The sequence below is a fragment of the Musicola keenii genome (assembly GCF_014855505.1).
GTDB classification, from domain to species: Bacteria; Pseudomonadota; Gammaproteobacteria; order Enterobacterales; family Enterobacteriaceae; genus Musicola; species Musicola paradisiaca.
Genome location: NZ_JAAWVW010000004.1, coordinates 44747 through 63801 on the forward strand (window position 1 = coordinate 44747; position 19055 = coordinate 63801).

Consider the following 19055-nt stretch of genomic DNA (forward strand, 5'->3'; position numbering starts at 1 on the left):
TCAGGCACCCGATGACGGATGCCTGATAGGTGTGACGCAGTCAACTTAGAAGCCGGTATCGATATCCACCACCGAGATCAGTTTGTGGTTAACGAACTCTTTAATACCGAGCCAGGTTAATTCCCGACCATAGCCGGAGCGACGGATCCCGCCGAACGGCAAATCCGCTTTAACCCGGGTCGGATGGTTGACATAGACCATACCGGTGGACAAACGCGACGCCACTTCAGCACCGTGCGCGGGGTTGCCGGTAAACACCGAACCGCCCAGACCAAAGGGCGAATCGTTGGCGATACGTACCGCATCATCTTCATCTTTAGCGCGGAACAGCATGGAAACCGGCCCAAAAAATTCCATATGGTAGGCCGGGTTATCCGACGTCACGTTGGTCAGAATGGTCGGTTGTACGAATGCGCCTCGCTCCGGCACTTTCGGCCCCACCTCTACCGCAGTGGCGCCATGCTGCACCGCCAGTTGAATTTTTTCCTTCACTTCATCCGCCGCGGCCTGAGAGGACAACGGCGCCAGCGTGGTTTCCTCACTCATCGGGTCGCCGGTACGCAGAGCGGCAACACCCTGGGTATAGCGTTCCAGAAAGGCGTCATAGATTTTATCGACGATGATCATCCGCTTGGACGATACGCAAACCTGACCGGCATTCCAGTGACGGCCGAATACTGCCCATTTCGCCGTTTTTTCCAGATCTGCATCCGCCAGCACCACGAACGCATCGGCGCCGCCCAGTTCCAGTGTGGACTTCTTCAACGCCGCCGCCGCCTGTTGGGCGACAATCGCGCCTGCGGCTTCGGAACCGGTCAGTGCAACCCCATGCACACGCGGATCATGCAGGATGGTCTCAATCTGCTGGCGTGTCGCGTACAGGTTTTTGAAGCAACCGGCCGGCAGGCCGGCATCCGCCATCAGCCGTTCAAAACGGGCGGCGCTTTGCGGCACGTTGGACGCATGCTTGAGCAGAATGGTGTTACCCGCCGACAGCTGCGGCGCAATAATGCGGGCGATCTGATAGTAGGGGAAGTTCCAGGGCTCAATCGCCAGCAGCACACCGAGAGGTTCATGGACAATGTGTGATGTGGCGTGCTTATCCGCGGTGGGAAGCGCCTCCGGCGCCAGCAACCGCTCAGCATTGTGGACATAGTATTCGAAAATCTGCGCCGACAATTCCACCTCGGCACGTGCTTCAGACAACAATTTGCCCATCTCCAGCGTCAAGAATCGGGCAAACTCGTCCGCGTTTTGTCGCAGGATATCGGCAGCCTTCTGCAAGATGGCGCCACGTTCGGCAAACCCGGTTTGCCGCCAGGACAAAAACGCATTGTGCGCATTGGTTATTGATTCAGCAACTTCGCTATCCGTAGCATTGGGGAAAGTCTTTATCTGTTCTCCGGTGTATGGATTTGTTGTTGCATATCCCATGATGACCTCCGTGAATAAATCCCGGCATACAGCAGGCGGCCTCCCGCAAAATAAGGAGCCCAAACCCGAGGGGACAGTCTGTCATACCGGGCAAGACCATTGTATATACCATCGCAACCATTGCGATCGGACCGGCATCCTTGACGTTGCCAATGGTGTCAAAGATGACTAGCATCATACGCCACCCAAAATGCAATACAAGTTTAACCACCATACGATACAGGACCGATGAGTCATGCAAAAATCAGGGGGTATTCAGGTTATCTCGAAGGCCGTAAAAATACTGCGATTACTGGGCAGTCAAGGGATGAGCCTTGGTGATCTGGCGCGGCAGGCCGGTCTTCCCCGCTCCACCGTTCAGCGCATTATCGATACGCTGGCAGAGGAGAATCTGGTGGAAACCGGCGTTTGCGGCGTCAGGCTAGGTTGGGGCATCAGTGAACTGGCCCAGAACGCCTATTCCAACGTAGCGGCGCGTTTGCGGCACCCGTTGGAGAAGCTATTTGAAAGCACACGGGAAACCGTCGATATTTCCACTTTTCACGGCCGGGAGGTGCTTTTTCTCGATCGCATTATTTGCGATCAGGCCGTCAGGGTCGTGCCGGTGTATGACCGGCTAAAACCGATGTATGCGATGGCGAACGGCAAGGCCATGCTGTCGCTGATGACCGATGAGGAGATCATCCGGTTGGTGAACAATGACTTGTCGGCGTTGACGGAAAATACCATCACCGGCATCGACCCGTTGTTGGAGGAAATTCGCCAAATCCGCACAACCGGCGTCGCGATTGATCGTCAGGAACATGCCGAAGGCGTCTGTGCGATCGGTATTCCGTTAGTGATTCCAGGCAAACAGACACACGCCATTTCCGTCGTCGTCCCGTCCTACCGTTTCGAGGCGCGGCTGCCGGCTATCCGGGAAGCGCTGGAAAACACGCGGGAAGCCTGCCGCAGACTCCTGGCGGGCTAACGGCCGCCGTTCGGCGGCCGCGCAGACTACAACCTTACACATTGATTGCGTCCTTTTTTCTTGGCCAAATACAAGGCCTGATCAGCGCCATCCTTAAGGCGCTGTACATCACAGGGGTTGGCGCTGGAAAAGGAGTAAACGCCGACACTCACCGTGACAATGTGATCCGGCAGCAAGGACTCTTGATGTGGAATTGCGCATGCCCTTATCGCCTCAACCACCTGTTCACCCAGCAACTCCGCCTGCTCGCCCGTCACATTGGGTAGGATCACCGCAAATTCCTCGCCGCCATAGCGAGCCGGCAGCGCACCGGACGGCCAGATCCTTCCCAACAGCACACTGCCGATCTGCGACAGACAGCGATCGCCCCGAACATGCCCATAGGTGTCGTTAAAATATTTGAAGAAATCCACATCCATCATAATCAGCGACAACACTTTGCCTTCATCACGCATTTTTTCCAGTGATTGCTCCAAATAGCTGTCGAAGCGACGCCGATTCGCCAGCCGGGTTAACGGGTCAACCAACGCCAACTTTTGCAAAACCCGATTTTTATCGGTTTCTTCCTGATGTAAACGTGTCAATACGTCCTTATTTCTGACCGTCAGCCGGATCTGTTTCAGCACCAGCGTCCCCATAAAAAGGATGGGAAACAGCACAAACACATTCAGCAGCATCGCCGGGAGATTTTCCACCAGCCAGCGTCGTTGTACCGCCGCTTTTTCCACACTGGCCGCCACCACCAGCGGATAACGTTTAAGCCTGACATACCCCACAATGCGCACTTTATTATCCAGCGTGACACGCCAGGTTCCACTGCCGCTGGCGAGTTGCTGACGTTGCTGGTCAAACAATCCGCCGGTTGTAAAATCGTCATTAATATAGGAGGCCGGATCGGGATAGATAAAAATAGCGTGGGCATCGGCATTCATCAGTGATAACACGCTGTTATAGCCGAGCGTAAAATAACGATAAAAATTACCGAAATAATTATGATCAATGGTCGCCAGAAAAATACCTTTGAACTCGCCATTTTCGCCAGTCAATCTTTTCGCCACAGGAATAATACGCCGCCCGGTCGTTGAACTGGTACTGACCTGACTTATATATAATGCCGACGTATTATGTTCTTTGAGCCAAATAAAATATTCTCTTCGTCCTGCATTATAAATATAGAGCGGCACTTTAGAGGTGGAGGAAACCAGATTCCCTCTTTCATCAAACAAATAAAAACCCACTAATTGCGGTAGCACCGCCCGATGGGTATCGAGAACGCTTCGCACTTTGTTGGAGTCCAGCATTCCGGTCTGTGCAAACTCCCGTAGCATATCGTCAATGGCGACTTCGACTGGGACGAAGGTATCCTCTGCCTGACGCGACATCGCGAATGATAAGTTGATCACATTATCTTCAGCTTCATCCAGACGATGCTGATAAGAAGTCCAGAAGTTCCAGACGCTGGTAACGCAGAATATCAGCCCTAACATCACTAAAAATCCCATCATGGTGATGCCCGGTGACGAAAAACGCCGGAACAGGAGCAAAAAGCGGCCAACATTCATAGGGGGAGGATTATTCGATGGCATATCCACTCTCGGGAAACAACTCTAAAAACAACCAATTAACAAATTAAACTCTAATTTTAGAGCGAGTTATCAGAATAAAACCCCGGTTCATTCTTAATAATCTCACTTTTGTAAGCATAATAGCTAAAAACCGCTCTCCTCACCACACACGAATTTGCATTTCGTCCATCTGTCGGCCTTGCCCTTTTTCAGGGCATAAGGCGATACGCCTTCCGCCTGAAAACTCGCTAATGCATCGAAAAAGCGCGCTTTATTAACGCACTCATCAAGCCTTATTATTATTGCATTAACATTTAACAATGATTATCTCAGCCATGATTATTACACCGTGCAATGGCACCAAAATAATGCAAAGGCTGCACGTATAAGACTTTTTTATTACCAGAGCATGTCATAATTTATAAAAATCGGCACACATTCATTTTTTAACTTTTTTTTGGTTTTTTATTTTTAACACAATCAATAAACCGTCACATAACGACACAAAAAAGGCGACAACGTGGAATAAAATTCTTATTTTTTATCAATATTGACAACATAACACTGCTTGGTAATATCAAACACAACACAATTCAGTGTGATTCCACTGTGATGACGATCAGATTTTATTTTTCGCCATCAACCCTGTTATTTCATCGTCGCATAATTAGCGATACGGCGGCCTATTGTCTTGAGTTTTATTTCAGGAATGGAGAATGTAATGAATATTAAAAAACCTTATTTGTTGTTTTTAGGTGATGCTCATGACCAACTGGCCGCTAAGGTGGCAATTGGTATTAAACAATGGCATCCGGAATATTGCGTCGGCCAATACCGTATGCCTGGTTGCCATGCCGATTGCGATTTGCCAGATTTGGACATCCCCGCCGCCCGCGCCGCCGGCGCGCAAACATTGGTCATCGGCGTCGCCAACCGCGGCGGCATCATCTCCGATGCCTGGATCGCCGTTCTGCGCCAAGCGCTGGAATGCGGCATGGATTTGGCGGCAGGTCTGCACAATAAACTGGCCGACGTGCCGGAACTGAGCGAGCTGGCAGCCCGCCTGGGGCGTTCGCTGTTCGATGTGCGCCATCCAACTCAAACCTATCCGGTAGCCAGCGGACGTAAACGTAGCGGCCAACGCCTGCTGCCGGTCGGCACCGACTGTTCCTGCGGCAAAATGTACACCGCGCTGGCCATTGAAAAAGAACTGCTGTCGCGCAACCGCAAAGCCACATTCCGCGCCACCGGCCAGACCGGGATCCTGATCTCCGGCGCAGGCGTTAGTATCGATGCCGTGGTTTCCGATTTCATCGCCGGCGCGGTGGAAACCTTAGCACCGGATAACGATGCCGATCACTGGGACGTGATTGAAGGTCAGGGTTCGTTGTTCCACCCGTCGTTCGCCGGCGTCACCACCGGGATCATCCACGGCGCGCAACCGGACGCCCTGGTGCTGTGCCACGAACCTACCCGCACCCACATGCGCGGCGTCGATTATCCGCTGCCGGATCTGCAGGCCTGCATCGACCTTAATCTGGCCATGGCGCGCCTGACCAACCCTCACGCGCGTTTCGTCGGCGTATCCATCAATAGCGCTCATCTGAGTGAAGCCGATGCCCTGTCTTATATGACGAAACTGGAACAACAACTTGGCCTACCCGTGGTGGATCCGTTCCGTCAGGGCGTTGGGCGCATTGTCGACCAACTCTGAGGAATTCGGCATGGCGGAACTGATTTTCACCCACGAAAGTTGGGCCCTGCGGGAAACGTTCACCATATCGCGCGGCAGCAAAACCCATGCGGAGGTGATTAAAGTCACCCTGAGCGACGGCAATCACATCGGACATGGCGAAAGCGTTCCCTATGCCCGGTATGGCGAAAACATCAGCCATGTAGAAGCCCAATTGCACAGCGTAGCCGACGCGATACGACAAGGAATGACGCGAGAAGCGTTGCAGGACGCGCTACCCCCGGGCGCTGCACGCAATGCGCTGGACTGCGCCTACTGGGATTTGGCCAGTCAACAGCAGGGCAAACCGGTGTGGCAGTTGGCCGGATTACCGCGCCCGACGCCGCTCGTCAGCGCTTATACGCTGTCGCTAGACACCCCGGAGCGTATGGCGCAATCCGCACAACGCAATGCTTACCGCCCATTGCTCAAACTCAAGCTGGCGGACGAACAGGATATCGATCGTGTAGCCGCTGTACGCCGCTGGGCGCCTGAATCGCGGTTGATCGTCGACGCCAACGAAGGTTGGGACGCCGCACTTTATCAGAGATTGGTACCGGAACTGCTGCGGCTGGGCGTCGCCATGATTGAACAGCCGCTACCCGCCCGCGAAGATGCGGCGCTGGCGTCGTTGCCGCGTCCGATTCCCATCTGTGCGGATGAATCCTGCCATGATCGCCGATCACTGGCCGGGCTTGCCGCACGCTATGACCTGATCAACATCAAGCTGGATAAAAGCGGTGGGCTAACAGAAGCCCTGCATCTGCGCCATGCCGCACGCGCCCAGGGGTTGAAAGTCATGGTGGGATGCATGGTCAGCACCTCGCTATCGATGGCGCCGGCCACGCTGGTGGCCCAAGGCGCTGACGTGGTCGATCTCGACGGCCCATTGCTATTGCAGGACGATCGCGTCGGTGGGCTCGAATGGCGCGATAGCCAACTGTACCTGCCGGAAAACGGCTTATGGGGCCAGGGTCAGTCCCGCACATGTTTAACAGGAGTAGCGTGATGTCTCGTACTGTTTATGTTAACGGGCAGTATCTGCCTGAAGAAGCAGCCAAAGTCTCCGTGTTCGATCGCGGTTTTCTGTTCGCCGATGCGGTGTATGAAGTGACGGCCGTCGTCAACGGCCGGCTGGCGGAATACGACGGGCATATGGCGCGGCTGGCGCGTTCCTGCCGCGAGCTGAACCTGCGTCTGCCGGTCAGCATCGAAGCATTGCGAGAGATCCACCTCGCGCTGATAGAAAAAAACCAACTTCAGGAAGGTGGCATCTACCTGCAACTTAGCCGGGGCAATACCGGTGATCGCGACTTTGCGTTTCCCGCCGACGCCGAACCGACGCTGGTCTTGTTTACGCAAGCGCGGCCGGTGATCCATCACCCCTGCGCCGAGAAAGGTATCAAGGTCATTACCTGCCCGGATCTGCGTTGGCACCGACGGGATATCAAGACCGTCAGCCTGCTGATGGCCTGCATGGCGAAGGAATGGGCGCACGAAAAAGGCGCCGACGACGCCTGGCTGGTTGAAAATGGCCTGGTGACGGAAGGCAGCTCCAGCAACTGCTACATTGTCGACGCTAACAACCACGTCATTACCCGGCCACTCAGCAACGACATTCTGCACGGCATCACCCGTGCCGGCCTGCTGAAACTGGCGGAGCAGCATAACCTGGTGATTGAAGAACGCGCCTTTACACCGGAAGAAGCCCGCCATGCCAAAGAAGCCTTTATCAGCTCCGCCACCACCTTTGTCTGGCCGGTTGTAGAGATTGACGGCGTCACGATCGGCGATGGGCGTCCCGGCCCGTTGGCGCGTCAATTGCGTGAGATCTACGTCGGCATGGTGCACGATCAAACGGCCGGATAAACGACATACCGTTTTCTTTCCATCGTTTATCTAAATCACCACACCTATCTATCGGATAGATAATGCAAAGGGGAGGCCCATGAGTGCCTCCCCCTTAATGTATTCGTTGCCGTCAGCGATAGGATCACGCTAATGGGAACAGCTGCCTAATCTCACCCTTTACTGCACAGTGGATTGTCGCCGATTTTGACCTTACCGCATTGCCAGCGGGTTGCCCCATCACTGATGGTATAGCCATTAAGTTCCGACTTCAGCTTAACATCGTCAGACTTCAGGCCTGACAACAACACCGGCTCCACGCCCAGAAACCAGACGCGCTTGCCGTCCGTCACCAGTTTGTCCGTTCCACGGACAACCTTGATATCTTCAACGTTCACTCCTGCCGGTAAGCCGGGATAAACACGATCGAACACATAGAATTTCTGTTTATCCAGCGCCGCGTTGAACGTCAGGCAACGAAAGCTGGCGACATCCACATCTTTGCGCGACTCCCCGCGAAAAAACGCCACGCCATCAACCGACGCCCAGCCGAAGCAATTACCGAACGCAGCGACTTTCTTGCTGTAGGGGGTCACGGTGATTTCCCGCTCAGCGTAATAGTAATTTTTCTTGTCGAACGCCTGACTACGACCTATCGATTTGAAACTATCGGCGTCCACGCCCTCCAGCGTCTCGCCGTCCGGCAGCCAGACATGGGTGCGATCGCGGAAGAAAGGGAAATCCAGCGCCTGAAAGGTATTAGCGTCAATATTGTGATTCATACGTTCGCAACTGAGGTAGGAACCAACATTCGACACCAGGAAGAACTCACCGCGGATCCTGGCGCTTTCCGCATTAAAACCGGCGGGCAGCGGCCGCTGGTTGCAGTAAAAATTGTTGCCCGACGCAGCCAGGATCATGCCCCGACTCTTCTGCAACACCCGGAAATTCTCCGGCTTTGCCCCCGGCAACACCTGCGCGGGCACATTCACCGAAATCTGCAACGCCACCTTCCCATCCACCACCTTATACGGCGGCGGAACATCCGCATAAGATGACAGCGTCACCATGCCCAAACTCAAGGCGCTCAACCAGATCCTTTTCATGGCGCTTCCTTCCTGCTCCGTTATCCAATCAACGCATGACTGCGTATCCGTTTCTTCCCGTTGCATCATCGATATTGCTGGTGCCCGATGAAATCTCATCACCACGATTTCAGCCGCGCATCAGAATACCGATCATCCCAAACACGTAGCTCTGTACGGATGGCAATATAGCTTGTGCTAAACACCTCGACTCAACTATCTCTCCGTTTTGCGACATTCACCAATATCTGACTAAACGTAAACAGTGTGTCACGGTGAAATGGGCAACAAACGCGCCACCAATGCACTCCATAACTGAACGCCGGTTTCGAGCAGTTCATCATTGAAATCATAGAATGCGTTATGCAAGGGACGGGAAGGCGCCAGACCATCAGCCCCCAACCAGAAATAGGCGCCAGGACAATGCTCCAGCATGCAGGCAAAATCCTCCGATGCCATGGAAGGTTTAACCTGCCAATGTACGCGATCATCGCCCAAAAGCGCCCGGGCGACATCGCTGACGGCCAGTGCGGCGGATGGGGTGTTCATCGTGACCGGATAACCGGGGAAATAGCGGATGTCTCCCCTGACGCCAAACACCACCGGTAACTGAGTGACGAACTGATCGATCAGAGTTTTTACCCGCTCTCGCACATCGGCCTGCAAACATCGGATCGTACCGCGCAAGATCACTTTCTCAGGAATAACATTGATAGCTTCACCGCCGATAATCTGCGTCACGCTGACCACTGCCGAGGATTGCGGCGACAAACATCGGGAGGTAATGGTTTGCAGCGACAGCACCAGTTGCGATGCGGCGACGATAGGATCCGCGCCACTTTCCGGCATGGCGGCATGACAACTCTTCCCGGTCAGCTCGATTTCAAAAGAATCCAGCGACGCCATTATCGCCCCTTCGCTCACGCCGACATGCCCGGCGGGCAGCCCCGGCCAGTTATGCAGCGCGTAGATACTTTTCATCGGGAAATGCCGGAATAACCCGTCTTCCACCATCCGACGGGCACCGCCCAGATTCTCTTCAGCAGGTTGAAAAACGAAATGCACCGTACCATTGAAATGAGGCTGTTGACTAAGATGACGCGCGGTTGCCAGCAGAATGGCGGTATGCCCATCATGTCCGCATGCATGCATCACACCATCATGCAGGGATTTATGTTCGCAATGCCCCAGTTCCGTCACGGGCAGGGCATCCATATCTGCACGCAACCCTATGGCTGGCCCGTCGCCATTTTTCAGCGTGCCAACAACGCCAGTACCCGCTAACCCGGTATGCACCTGTAAACCGAAGCTCGTCAGTAATTCCGCCACCATGCGTGATGTTTGATGTTCCTGATAGCCGAGTTCAGGACAGGAATGCAGTTGACGCCGCCACCTGACGGCCTGTTCCAGCAACGCCGGAGGAATGCTCATAGTCGTGCTACCCCTTCGTTATGCGAGCCGGCAAGAACATACACCACACGCACACCGTCTTTATCGATAACTTACTCTACGTCACCGGCCAAACAGAGTGAAATCACCTCTCTGCATAACTCATAACCGGATCCGCCTTCTGAATGAATGAGTATGGCGCGAGAGCGGCTTACTCATCCCAAGTGGCGCAGCCCCGTCAGGCCCATACGTTACGGTATCGTCGGATAAATCATGTTTCTTATCGTCCGTGCATCGCCCCTGTGTCACACTACTGCATTAGGCTGAGTCCCGTCGAAACCCCACCAAGGAGAAAAGATGAGTTACGTACCCGGAGCCGGTCTTTCCGCCAGCCAGGCGATCGATAAACTGGAAGCGCTCTATGACAATGCCGTCACCGCGCTGCGCGCTGCCATCAGCGCCTTTATCACCGACGGTTCATTGCCGGATGAAGCCGCCCGCGCCAAAGGGCTGTTCGTCTATCCGGAATTGCGCATCAGTTGGGATGGACAATCCCAGAAACATAACAAGACCCGAGCCTACGGCAGACTGACCCACGGCGGCAGTTACAGCACGACCATCACTCGTCCGGAGTTGTTCCGGGCCTATCTGGCCGAACAATTGGCGATTTTGGAGAGTGAATATTCGGCGGTTATCGAAGTGGTTCCTTCCGATAAGGAAATCCCTTATCCCTACGTGATCGACGGGGCTAATCTTGGGCTGAACCGCACCATGAGCGTCGGACTGGCACAGCATTTCCCCACCACCGAACTGTCGCTGATCGGCGATGAAACCGCCGACGGCTTGTTGCCGGATAGCGAGCATTATCCGTTGTCCCATTTTGATGCATTGCGGACTGACTTTTCGCTGGCACGGTTGCGCCACTACACCGGCACTCAGGCCGAACACTTTCAACCGTTCGTACTCTTTACCAATTACACCCGCTACGTGGATGAATTCGTTCGCTGGGCCTGTGACCAGATTGTCGACCCCACCAGCCCGTATGAAGCACTGGCGTGCGCAGGCGGGACGATCGTCACGGCAGATACCGCCTTTCCCGAACGCGCCGTGTCCGACCTGGCATGGAAAAATCATCAAATGCCGGCCTACCACCTTATTTCCCGCGAGGGACGGGGCATCACGCTGGTCAATATCGGCGTCGGGCCGTCGAATGCCAAGACGATTTGCGATCACCTGGCCGTATTGCGTCCACACGCTTGGCTGATGATCGGCCACTGCGGCGGGCTGCGGGAAAGCCAGTCCATCGGCGATTACGTGCTGGCGCATGCCTATCTGCGCGACGATCATGTGCTGGATACGGTGCTGCCGCCGGACATTCCGATCCCCAGCATTGCCGAAGTGCAGCGAGCCTTGTACGACGCTACCAAAAAAGTCAGCGGCATGCCGGGGGAAGAGGTGAAACAGCGTCTTCGTACCGGTACCGTCGTCACCACGGACGATCGCAATTGGGAGTTGCGCTACTCCGCATCGGCGCTGCGCTTTAACTTGAGCCGTGCGGTCGCCGTGGATATGGAAAGCGCCACTATCGCCGCGCAGGGTTATCGCTTTCGCGTCCCCTATGGAACGCTGCTGTGCGTGTCCGACAAACCGTTGCACGGTGAAATCAAACTACCGGGGCAAGCCAACCGTTTCTACGAAGGCGCGATTTCCGAGCATCTGCAAATCGGCATCTGCGCGGTGGATCTGTTGCGTGCCGAAGCTGAACATCTCCACTCTCGTAAACTACGCACCTTCAACGAACCGCCATTCCGTTAAGTACAGCCTCCGCCCGTATCACGCGGGCGGAGAACCGGTTTCCTGAAACAATGGGCCGCTAGATTCCCCCCACCATCAACAGGCATAGGCTTACATTGGCTGTGGGTATGATAACCACCGCAAATCGCTATAACAGGTATTCGCAAACAGCCATTCTCCGTATCACTACGTATAATGACGTCATACAACCTGATTCATGACAGTAAAAAATCATTGTCTTCCGCTGACAACGGATTTACATAAAGATCATGATGTTGTCATCCGGTCTTATGATCGACAGAGTTAGGTTTACACGTGAGGCCGTCATGCCTGAAACTGTCCCACATTGACATGCGGCCCGGTAATACTCACTGATAAGGAGAGCATATATGTCTGGCAGTAAGAAGAAAAAAAGCCCGATCGGCCTTGATGTTCAGCTATCAGAAAAAATTTCCGGCAAGCTGAACAAGCTGTTGGCGAATTACCAGATTCTCTATATGAATGTACGCGGTTATCACTGGAACATTTCCGGCGCAGCCTTCTTTGAACTGCATGCCAAGTTTGAAGAGATCTACAACGATCTGTTGCTGAAAATCGACGAGCTGGCGGAAAGAATTTTGGCCCTGGGCGGGCAACCGTTACACGCTTATAGCGATTATCTGAAAGTGGCCGATATCAAGGAAGACGTCAACGTCACCGACGGGAAATCCACGCTGGAAGGGCTGCTGGCCGGTTATGCCGCCTTATTGCAACAGCAGCGTGAAATTCTGCCGCTGGCGGCGGAAGCCGGCGACGAAGGTACCGCCTCCCTGATGACCGATTACATTCAGGAACAGGAAAAACAGATCTGGATGTATAACGCCTACCTGCGTTAATCCATTCGGCCACCGTCAAGCTGATACAAACAACAACGGAGCGGGGTTGCAGGCACCCCGCTCCGTTTTTCATTTTACGCCGGGCGGCGTTACGTCACGCCCGACAATCAGAAGTCCACGTTCACACCCAATTGGAAGGTTCGTCCCGGCATCACCGCCAGCGCCTTGTTGTAGAGATCCTGATTGGTCGCCAGCGTCAACTGACGGCTGCTGAGATAATCCCAGTATTTGCGATCGGTCAGGTTATACACGCCGCCGCTCAGCTTGACGTGAGGCAGCACCTGCCAGTAGGCGGTCACATCCACCAGCCCGTAACCGGGAATACGCAGGTAGCTGGACGACGAGTCCGTCAACGCCGCACCGCTGTTGCTGTAACTTTGACGGTTGGTCGCCGTGGCCTGCTTGCCTTTCTGGAAAGTGGTGTTAACCGCAGCGCCGTAGCGTTTTTCAGGGTCGTCCCATGCCAAACCGATCACCGCTTTCACCGGCGCCACGCTGTCCAGATCCACATAGCGATCGCCCAGATAGCTGGATTTAGACTTTCCTTCGCTATAGCCCACCGCCAGCGTGGTGCTCAACCCGTTCAAGGTGTTGAACCACGTCCCCCACTGAATACGGCTGCTGAATTCGGCGCCGTAAATATAGGCTTTGTCGCGATTTTCCGCCTGATAAGCGGTGTAAATGTTGCTCGGAACAGTGGTAAACCGCTCCGGATTGGCGGCGCGGGTGTAACGGGTATAGGCGATAAAATCACGATAGTTGTTGTAGAACAGCGCAGAACGGAAGGCCACGCCTTCGGTGATATCACCTTTCAGGCCCCATTCGTAGTTATCACTGGTTTCGGTTTTCAGCGAGGTGTTGCCAATCAGCGCGTACTGGGCGCGCCCGGCGTAGTTGGAGCCCAACCCCCAGGATCCGTACAACTGGCCGGCATCCGGGAACTGCGCGCCGCGGCGGTACTGCAGATAGGTGCTCAGACGCGGCGCCAGCTCATACTGCAAACTCAGCGACGGCAATACCTGCGTATCGCGGTTCGTCTTATCGTACAACGCCGTCACATCGTCGCTGTCAATCACGCTGCTGCCCGCGCTCAGGCTGGAGAGATTACGCGGTTTGGTATTCTGGTAAGCCACTCGCACGCCCGGCGTGATGGACAGCGTTTTGCTCACCACCTCGAAATCCATTTTATCCTGCGCAAAGCCGCCCAGGCTGTCGCTGCGGCTGTCCGCTTCCGGCTGCATGATCGCGTTGGCGTAGGTTTGCGTCGGCACCTGATGGAACGGGCGCTCGGTGTTGGACTGTTGCGCGTTAAAGCCCCAGGTGAACTGATGCCTGCCCCACTCTTTCAGCAGGCTGGTTTCGACGCCGAAGGTCTTCACATTGTAATCCGAGTAGGTGGTGTACATGCTGCCGCTGTCCTGCGGCAGATAGGTCTCGTCCTGCGCTTTGGAACGCTGGAAATACACCCTTGAATCCACCGCATCCACCAGGCCGCCGCTGGCTGCCGCCGTCCAGCTGTGACGCAAGTTCATGCTCCAGCGCTGGGTATCGCTCTCCTGATGTGAAGTGCCGACGATGGCGTTGCCGCTGGAGTTCCAGCCGTCATAGTGGGTATTGGTGGTTTTATCGTAGTAATCCAGCGTACCGGTGAAACGGTGCTGATCATTCGGTTGCCAGATGGCCGACGTCATGACCGCGGTAGAGTGCCAGTTCATGGGATAAGCCGACAACGCTTCGCTGTTGGTACGGGTTTCCTGGCCGTCGCGACGACTGATCGCCACAATACCGCGCAATGTCTTATCGCCGCCGGCGACAGTGACGCCATTCTGCCAGCTGCGATTGGCGGAGTCGTAACCGCTCTGGTAGCCGAAATACTGGGTTTTCTGCGCCGAGAGATACTGATCCGGCGATTTAGGGCGGAAAGACACCGCGCCGCCGATGGCGTTGTTCGCCCGTTCAACCGGCGTGGCGCCGGCATCGATACTGATCAATCCGTACATGTAAGGGTCGATGTAGTCGCGACCGATACCGAAGGTGCCAAGCCCGGCGCGCCCGGCATAGCCGCGGCTGGTCGCGTTCGGCAACGGAATACCGTCCACGTCGATCGCCACCCGGTTGCTTTCCAGGCCGCGGATGTTGTAGCCGGTATAACCGCTGCGATCGAAACCGCTCTTGCCGGAACCGGAACCGCCACTGGAGCCGGTCGCCCCGACCAGCGGCTGATAGCGCATAACGGAACCGAAATCGTTGCCGCCGTTTTTACGGATTTCTTCCTCTGTCACCGTCATGGTGGTGCCGGGCTTTTTCACCCTGGGTGATAAGACCGTAATCTGATCGCCCGTTGGCTGAGATTTATCGGCGGCGGATTTTTCCGTTTTCCTGGTGGTTTCCTCTGCGGTGGATGTCTCTGCCGCCAATGTTTGGCAGGCCAGACCGGACAACACGCCGGTCAGAATAATCCGGCTCAGGCCGGTGCGATGTGTTTCTGTGTTTCGATGCAAGAACATACTGCAACCTCGATAAATAGTTGTCGTTATCTTCCTGCCCAGCATTACTTTTCAGTATGTTTCGCCCGTTCGGAGCCGACCCCGACCACCCTGCCGCGATACCCAAGACGCACGGGCCTGGCAGCCGATCGGTATTTCTCTTTCAGGTCTATTGTTATGGTTCGTCTGCCAAAGCAGACCAAGGTTCATCCTTGAACACGTCGCCATCATCAGCGACGCAATACAATCTGCGGCACCGCCGCTTCGGCATGCTGGCCAACCAGAACATCCGCCTGATACCAGCGTGCGATAGACGCCGCATCCAGCACCTCGGCCGGCGCGCCTTCCGCCGCCTTGCGCCCATGGCATAGCACCAGCACGCGGTCAGCCCACAGGGATGCCAGATTCAGATCGTGCAACACGCAGCACACCGCCAGCCGGCCCGGTGCCGTCAGCGATCTGAGCAGGCGCAGCAATTGCTGCTGGTGATAGAGATCCAGCGCCGAGGTCGGCTCATCCAGAAACAACCACCCGCGCGGCCCATCGTCGTGCCACAACTGCGCCAACGCCTGCGCCAGACGCACCCGCTGCTGCTCGCCGCCGGACAGTTGCGGATAGATGCGGTTACGCAGATGCGCGCAATCCGTCAGGTCAAGCACCGCGTCAAGCGAGCGCGGATCCGGCCGGGACGACCAGGGCGAGCGCCCCATCGCCACCACCTCGGCGACGGAAAACGGCGCCGTCAGCGTATTTTCCTGACGCATCACCGCCCGTTGTCGCGCCAGCAGGCCGGGAGGCCAATCGGATAACCGGCGGTTCAACAACCGACAGTCACCCCGTTGAGGTGTGAAATAGCCGGTCAGCAACCGCAGCAACGTCGATTTGCCGGCGCCGTTCGGCCCGATCAGCGCCACCAGTTCGCCCGGCGTCAGCGTCAGGGACACATCATCAATCAGAACACGCTCGGCCAGTTGGTAGCCGAGATGGCTGGCGATCAGCGTGCCCGTAGCGATCTCAGCCATGGCGCCGCCTCAGTATCAGCCATAAAAACCAGGGGCCGCCGACCAAGCTGGTCAACAACCCGACCGGCATTTCCGCCGGTGTCGCCAGAGTACGCGCCAGCGTATCCGCCAACAGCAGCAAGCATGCGCCGCCCAACGCAGAACCGGGTAACAGCCAACGATGATCCACACCCAATGTGATACGCATCAGATGCGGCGTCACCAGCCCGACAAAACCGATAATGCCGCTCACCGATACCGCCGCCGCCACCAGCAATGCGCCCAGGATGACGATCCGACGCCGGGTGCGACGCACATCCACGCCAAGGTAGTGCGCTTCTTCTTCCCCCAATTGCAACAGATTGAGCGGTTGCGCCAGCCGGTGCAGCCACGCACAGACCGGCACCACCAGCGACGCCACCGCGATCACCGTCGGCCACTGCGCCTGCCCCAGACTTCCCATGCCCCACAGCGACAATTGCCGCAGTTGCTGATCATTACTCAGCCAGGCAAGCACGCCGGTAAACGCGGTGCAGACGGCGTTGATGGCGATCCCCACCAACAGCAACTGTGCCAGCGAACGTGTTCCCGACACACTGAGCACGAACAGCAGCAACATGACCAACAGGCTGCCGATAAACGCCGCCAACAGCGGCAGATAAAGCGCCATCAGCACAGGCAGCGCCACAGGAAACAGAATGGCCAACGCTACGCCGAGCGCCGCGCCGCTGCTGACCCCCAGCAGCCCCGGATCCGCCAGCGGGTTACGAAACACCCCCTGCATAGCGGCGCCGGACAACGCCAGCGCCATGCCCACCAGTAACGCCAGCACTACGCGCGGCAAACGGATATGCAGCCACACCTGCCACGACAGACTGTCCAGCGGGCTGGTTAACAGCAACGTCGGCGAGAGTTTCATCGCTCCGCTGCCCGCCGCCCCCAGCGCCAGCAACACCAGCGCGCCGGCCAGCAAAGACAGCATCATCCCCGGCCTGATTCTCACTGTCCGGCTTCCACCGTTTGACGCAGGCGCAGCAGCTCTGCGGGTGTGTCCAGACTGAAACCCAGCATCGCCATATCGTCCACCACTACCACACGGTGTTGCCGTCCCGCCGGTGTCATCGCCAATCCCGGCAGTGCCCAGATATCACCGCCGCCCAGCGAACGCATACCGTCCGTTGTCACCACGACCCAGTCAGGTTGACTGGCGACCACGCCTTCCTGCGACAGCGGCTGGTAGCGCTTGACGTCCTGCATGGCGTTTTGCAACCCGGCGGCGCGAATCGCCGCGTCGGCTGCGGTTCCCTGCCCGGCAGCCATTGCCGACATGCCGTTATGGCTAAGTACAAACAGCACTCGCGTCGGCAACGCTTGGGAAGGCAGCGCCGCCAGCTGTGCATCAAGCTGCTGCGTCAGATCGCGGCCTTTAGCCACCATGCCCAGCGCCTCGGCAATGGTCGTAATCTTGGTATTGATGCCGGATAAGCTCTGCGGCGCGGGCACGGTGACGACGCGCACGCCGCGTCCGGCAACCTGTTCCAGCGCCGTCGATGGCTGGACCAACGCGCTAACCAGTACCAGCGTGGGCTTCATCGATAAGATGCCCTCCGCATTCAGCTGGCGCATATACCCCACATCCGGCAAGGTTTTCACGGACTCCGGATGCAGGCTGGTACTATCGCGGGCGACCACTTGCCCGCCCGCACCCAATGCAAACACGATCTGGGTGACATCGCCGCCGATGGCGACAATGCGTTCCGCAGCCAGCAGCGAACCAGGCAACAGCAATAACATCAGCAAAAAACGTTTCATGCCGTTTCCCCTACCGCCAGTTGCGCCGTGATCTGTTCACGCCAGCGCGTCTGTTCCGGCTCACCCTCCGTGCGCTGCCCGAACAGCTGGGCGACCGGCGTACCATCGGCGGCGAACAATTCCAGGCTGGTCACTACGCCGTCTTGGGTGGGCTTGCGCGTGACCCAGCTTTCGGCAATGGCGCTTTCCAGTAGATGCAGGGTGAAGTCGCGGTTGAACACGTTGAGCCAACTCTCCATCGGCGTCACTTGCTCAATCACACCGGTGAAAATCTGTATGCAGCCCCGATTGCCGACAAAAATCATGATTTCATTTCCGTCCTGCTGCGCTGCCGCCAGCACGCGAGCCAACGCACGGTTATCCACCCGACAGGCCAGGTCGTCGCTCACCGCCCGAAACGCCTGCCGGCGCGTAACATGGTGGCGTTTAAGCAACGGGAAAAATTCATGAACGTCAGTCATCGCCCGCCATTCCCGCTCCAGTAATGCGACGTCCGTCGGCGCGGTATCCAACTCAGGAGCCATCGGCGACAACGATAACGGCGGGTTATCCACCCACGTAAATCGCGCCACCACCGACTGCCAGGCGGCCATATCCGTCTGCGCCGTGGCATACACTTTCAGCACCGCATCACCGTGCAGATCAAAGAACTGAATGCTGTGGCGGTCGCCGCGCGCTGTATTTTCCGTCAGCGCGAAAATGCTGCCCCACTGCTGTGGAAACCAGCGCAGGTCTAGTCCGCGCGGGTTCAACACCAGCCCGGCATGTTCGCCAAACCGCTGATTACGGTAATAACCAACTTGTTCATGCACGGCATATTCATTGCGGGTTATCGATTTGGTTTCCCCCACGGTTTCCAGCGCGGCCAGCAACGCGCCGGCGCCGCCAGACAGACGGCAAGCGTCATAACCGACGCGCAAAAACGCCAGTTCCGCCTCACGTCCGCCCATCATATGCGCTAAATCGCGAGCATATTTACGTGGATGCGCGGCTTTAAGTTGTTGATAGTGGGTGTAATCGTGATGCATGTGAGAAACTCCATCAAACGCGCCATCCGCTGGCAG

The 19055-nt window shown here is 56.4% G+C and carries 15 protein-coding genes; 6 read left to right on the forward strand and 9 right to left on the reverse strand.

Annotation, left to right across the window (positions count from 1 at the left end):
* Window positions 1–45: 45 nt before the first annotated feature.
* Entirely contained in the window at window positions 46–1434 is a 1389-nt protein-coding gene (locus tag HEP82_RS05330; protein ID WP_192457143.1) for an NAD-dependent succinate-semialdehyde dehydrogenase, read from the reverse strand.
* A gap of 235 nt (window positions 1435–1669) precedes the next feature.
* On the opposite strand from HEP82_RS05330, the gene HEP82_RS05335 reads away from it, so the two are divergent.
* Window positions 1670–2404 carry an IclR family transcriptional regulator gene (locus HEP82_RS05335; RefSeq protein WP_192457144.1) on the forward strand — a complete coding sequence of 245 codons (735 nt, stop codon included), beginning with the start codon at window positions 1670–1672 and terminating at the stop codon, window positions 2402–2404.
* A 26-nt stretch (window positions 2405–2430) separates the two neighbouring features.
* Here HEP82_RS05335 and HEP82_RS05340 read toward each other — a convergent pair whose 3' ends face one another.
* Complete coding sequence (locus HEP82_RS05340) at window positions 2431–3909, reverse strand: sensor domain-containing diguanylate cyclase (protein ID WP_225622342.1); 1479 nt, start codon at window positions 3907–3909, stop codon at window positions 2431–2433.
* Between the two features lie 781 nt (window positions 3910–4690).
* Between HEP82_RS05340 and dgcN the strand changes: the two genes are divergently transcribed.
* Genes dgcN through HEP82_RS05355 form a run of 3 tightly spaced genes read left to right on the forward strand, consistent with a single transcriptional unit; the run spans window position 4691 to window position 7570 of the window.
* The gene (dgcN, locus tag HEP82_RS05345; RefSeq protein WP_192457146.1) at window positions 4691–5683 is read left to right on the forward strand and encodes an N-acetyltransferase DgcN; all 993 of its coding nucleotides are present in this window, start codon (window positions 4691–4693) and stop codon (window positions 5681–5683) included.
* Window positions 5684–5693: 10 nt separating this feature from the next.
* Window positions 5694–6710: an N-acetyl-D-Glu racemase DgcA gene (gene dgcA / locus HEP82_RS05350; protein WP_192457328.1), complete on the forward strand. Its 1017-nt coding sequence runs from the start codon at window positions 5694–5696 to the stop codon at window positions 6708–6710.
* Window positions 6710–7570, forward strand: coding sequence for a D-amino-acid transaminase (locus HEP82_RS05355; RefSeq protein ID WP_192457147.1), 861 nt, complete (start codon window positions 6710–6712; stop codon window positions 7568–7570). Before dgcA ends, HEP82_RS05355 begins: the two co-directional genes overlap by 1 nt.
* Before the next feature lie 152 nt (window positions 7571–7722).
* Here the strand turns inward: HEP82_RS05355 and HEP82_RS05360 are convergent, their stop codons facing one another.
* Together HEP82_RS05360 and HEP82_RS05365 are read right to left on the reverse strand one after the other, a co-directional pair.
* Complete coding sequence (locus HEP82_RS05360; protein ID WP_192457148.1) at window positions 7723–8655, reverse strand: DKNYY domain-containing protein; 933 nt, start codon at window positions 8653–8655, stop codon at window positions 7723–7725.
* Between the two features lie 249 nt (window positions 8656–8904).
* Window positions 8905–10065: a M20 aminoacylase family protein gene (locus tag HEP82_RS05365; RefSeq protein ID WP_192457149.1), complete on the reverse strand. Its 1161-nt coding sequence runs from the start codon at window positions 10063–10065 to the stop codon at window positions 8905–8907.
* 315 nt (window positions 10066–10380) lie between these two features.
* On the opposite strand from HEP82_RS05365, the gene HEP82_RS05370 reads away from it, so the two are divergent.
* Both HEP82_RS05370 and HEP82_RS05375 read left to right on the forward strand, forming a co-directional pair.
* Complete coding sequence (locus HEP82_RS05370) at window positions 10381–11838, forward strand: AMP nucleosidase (protein ID WP_192457150.1); 1458 nt, start codon at window positions 10381–10383, stop codon at window positions 11836–11838.
* A gap of 368 nt (window positions 11839–12206) precedes the next feature.
* On the forward strand, window positions 12207–12692 hold the full coding sequence (locus HEP82_RS05375; protein ID WP_192457151.1) for a Dps family protein: 486 nt from the start codon (window positions 12207–12209) through the stop codon (window positions 12690–12692).
* Between the two features lie 107 nt (window positions 12693–12799).
* On the opposite strand, the gene HEP82_RS05380 is transcribed toward HEP82_RS05375, so the two are convergent.
* The 5 genes from HEP82_RS05380 to HEP82_RS05400 all read right to left on the reverse strand — a co-directional run bounded on the left by HEP82_RS05380 (window position 12800) and on the right by HEP82_RS05400 (window position 19019).
* Window positions 12800–15193, reverse strand: coding sequence for a TonB-dependent receptor domain-containing protein (locus HEP82_RS05380; RefSeq protein WP_407938275.1), 2394 nt, complete (start codon window positions 15191–15193; stop codon window positions 12800–12802).
* A gap of 215 nt (window positions 15194–15408) precedes the next feature.
* Window positions 15409–16200 carry a heme ABC transporter ATP-binding protein gene (locus tag HEP82_RS05385; protein WP_192457153.1) on the reverse strand — a complete coding sequence of 264 codons (792 nt, stop codon included), beginning with the start codon at window positions 16198–16200 and terminating at the stop codon, window positions 15409–15411.
* Window positions 16193–17164, reverse strand: coding sequence for a FecCD family ABC transporter permease (locus tag HEP82_RS05390; RefSeq protein ID WP_192457154.1), 972 nt, complete (start codon window positions 17162–17164; stop codon window positions 16193–16195). The genes HEP82_RS05385 and HEP82_RS05390 overlap by 8 nt, the downstream gene beginning before the upstream one ends.
* Window positions 17165–17178: 14 nt before the next feature.
* Window positions 17179–17991, reverse strand: coding sequence for a heme/hemin ABC transporter substrate-binding protein (locus HEP82_RS05395; protein WP_192457155.1), 813 nt, complete (start codon window positions 17989–17991; stop codon window positions 17179–17181).
* A complete protein-coding gene (locus tag HEP82_RS05400; protein ID WP_192457156.1) occupies window positions 17988–19019 on the reverse strand; it encodes a hemin-degrading factor in 1032 nt (343 codons plus the stop codon). The genes HEP82_RS05395 and HEP82_RS05400 overlap by 4 nt, the downstream gene beginning before the upstream one ends.
* Window positions 19020–19055: the final 36 nt, after the last annotated feature.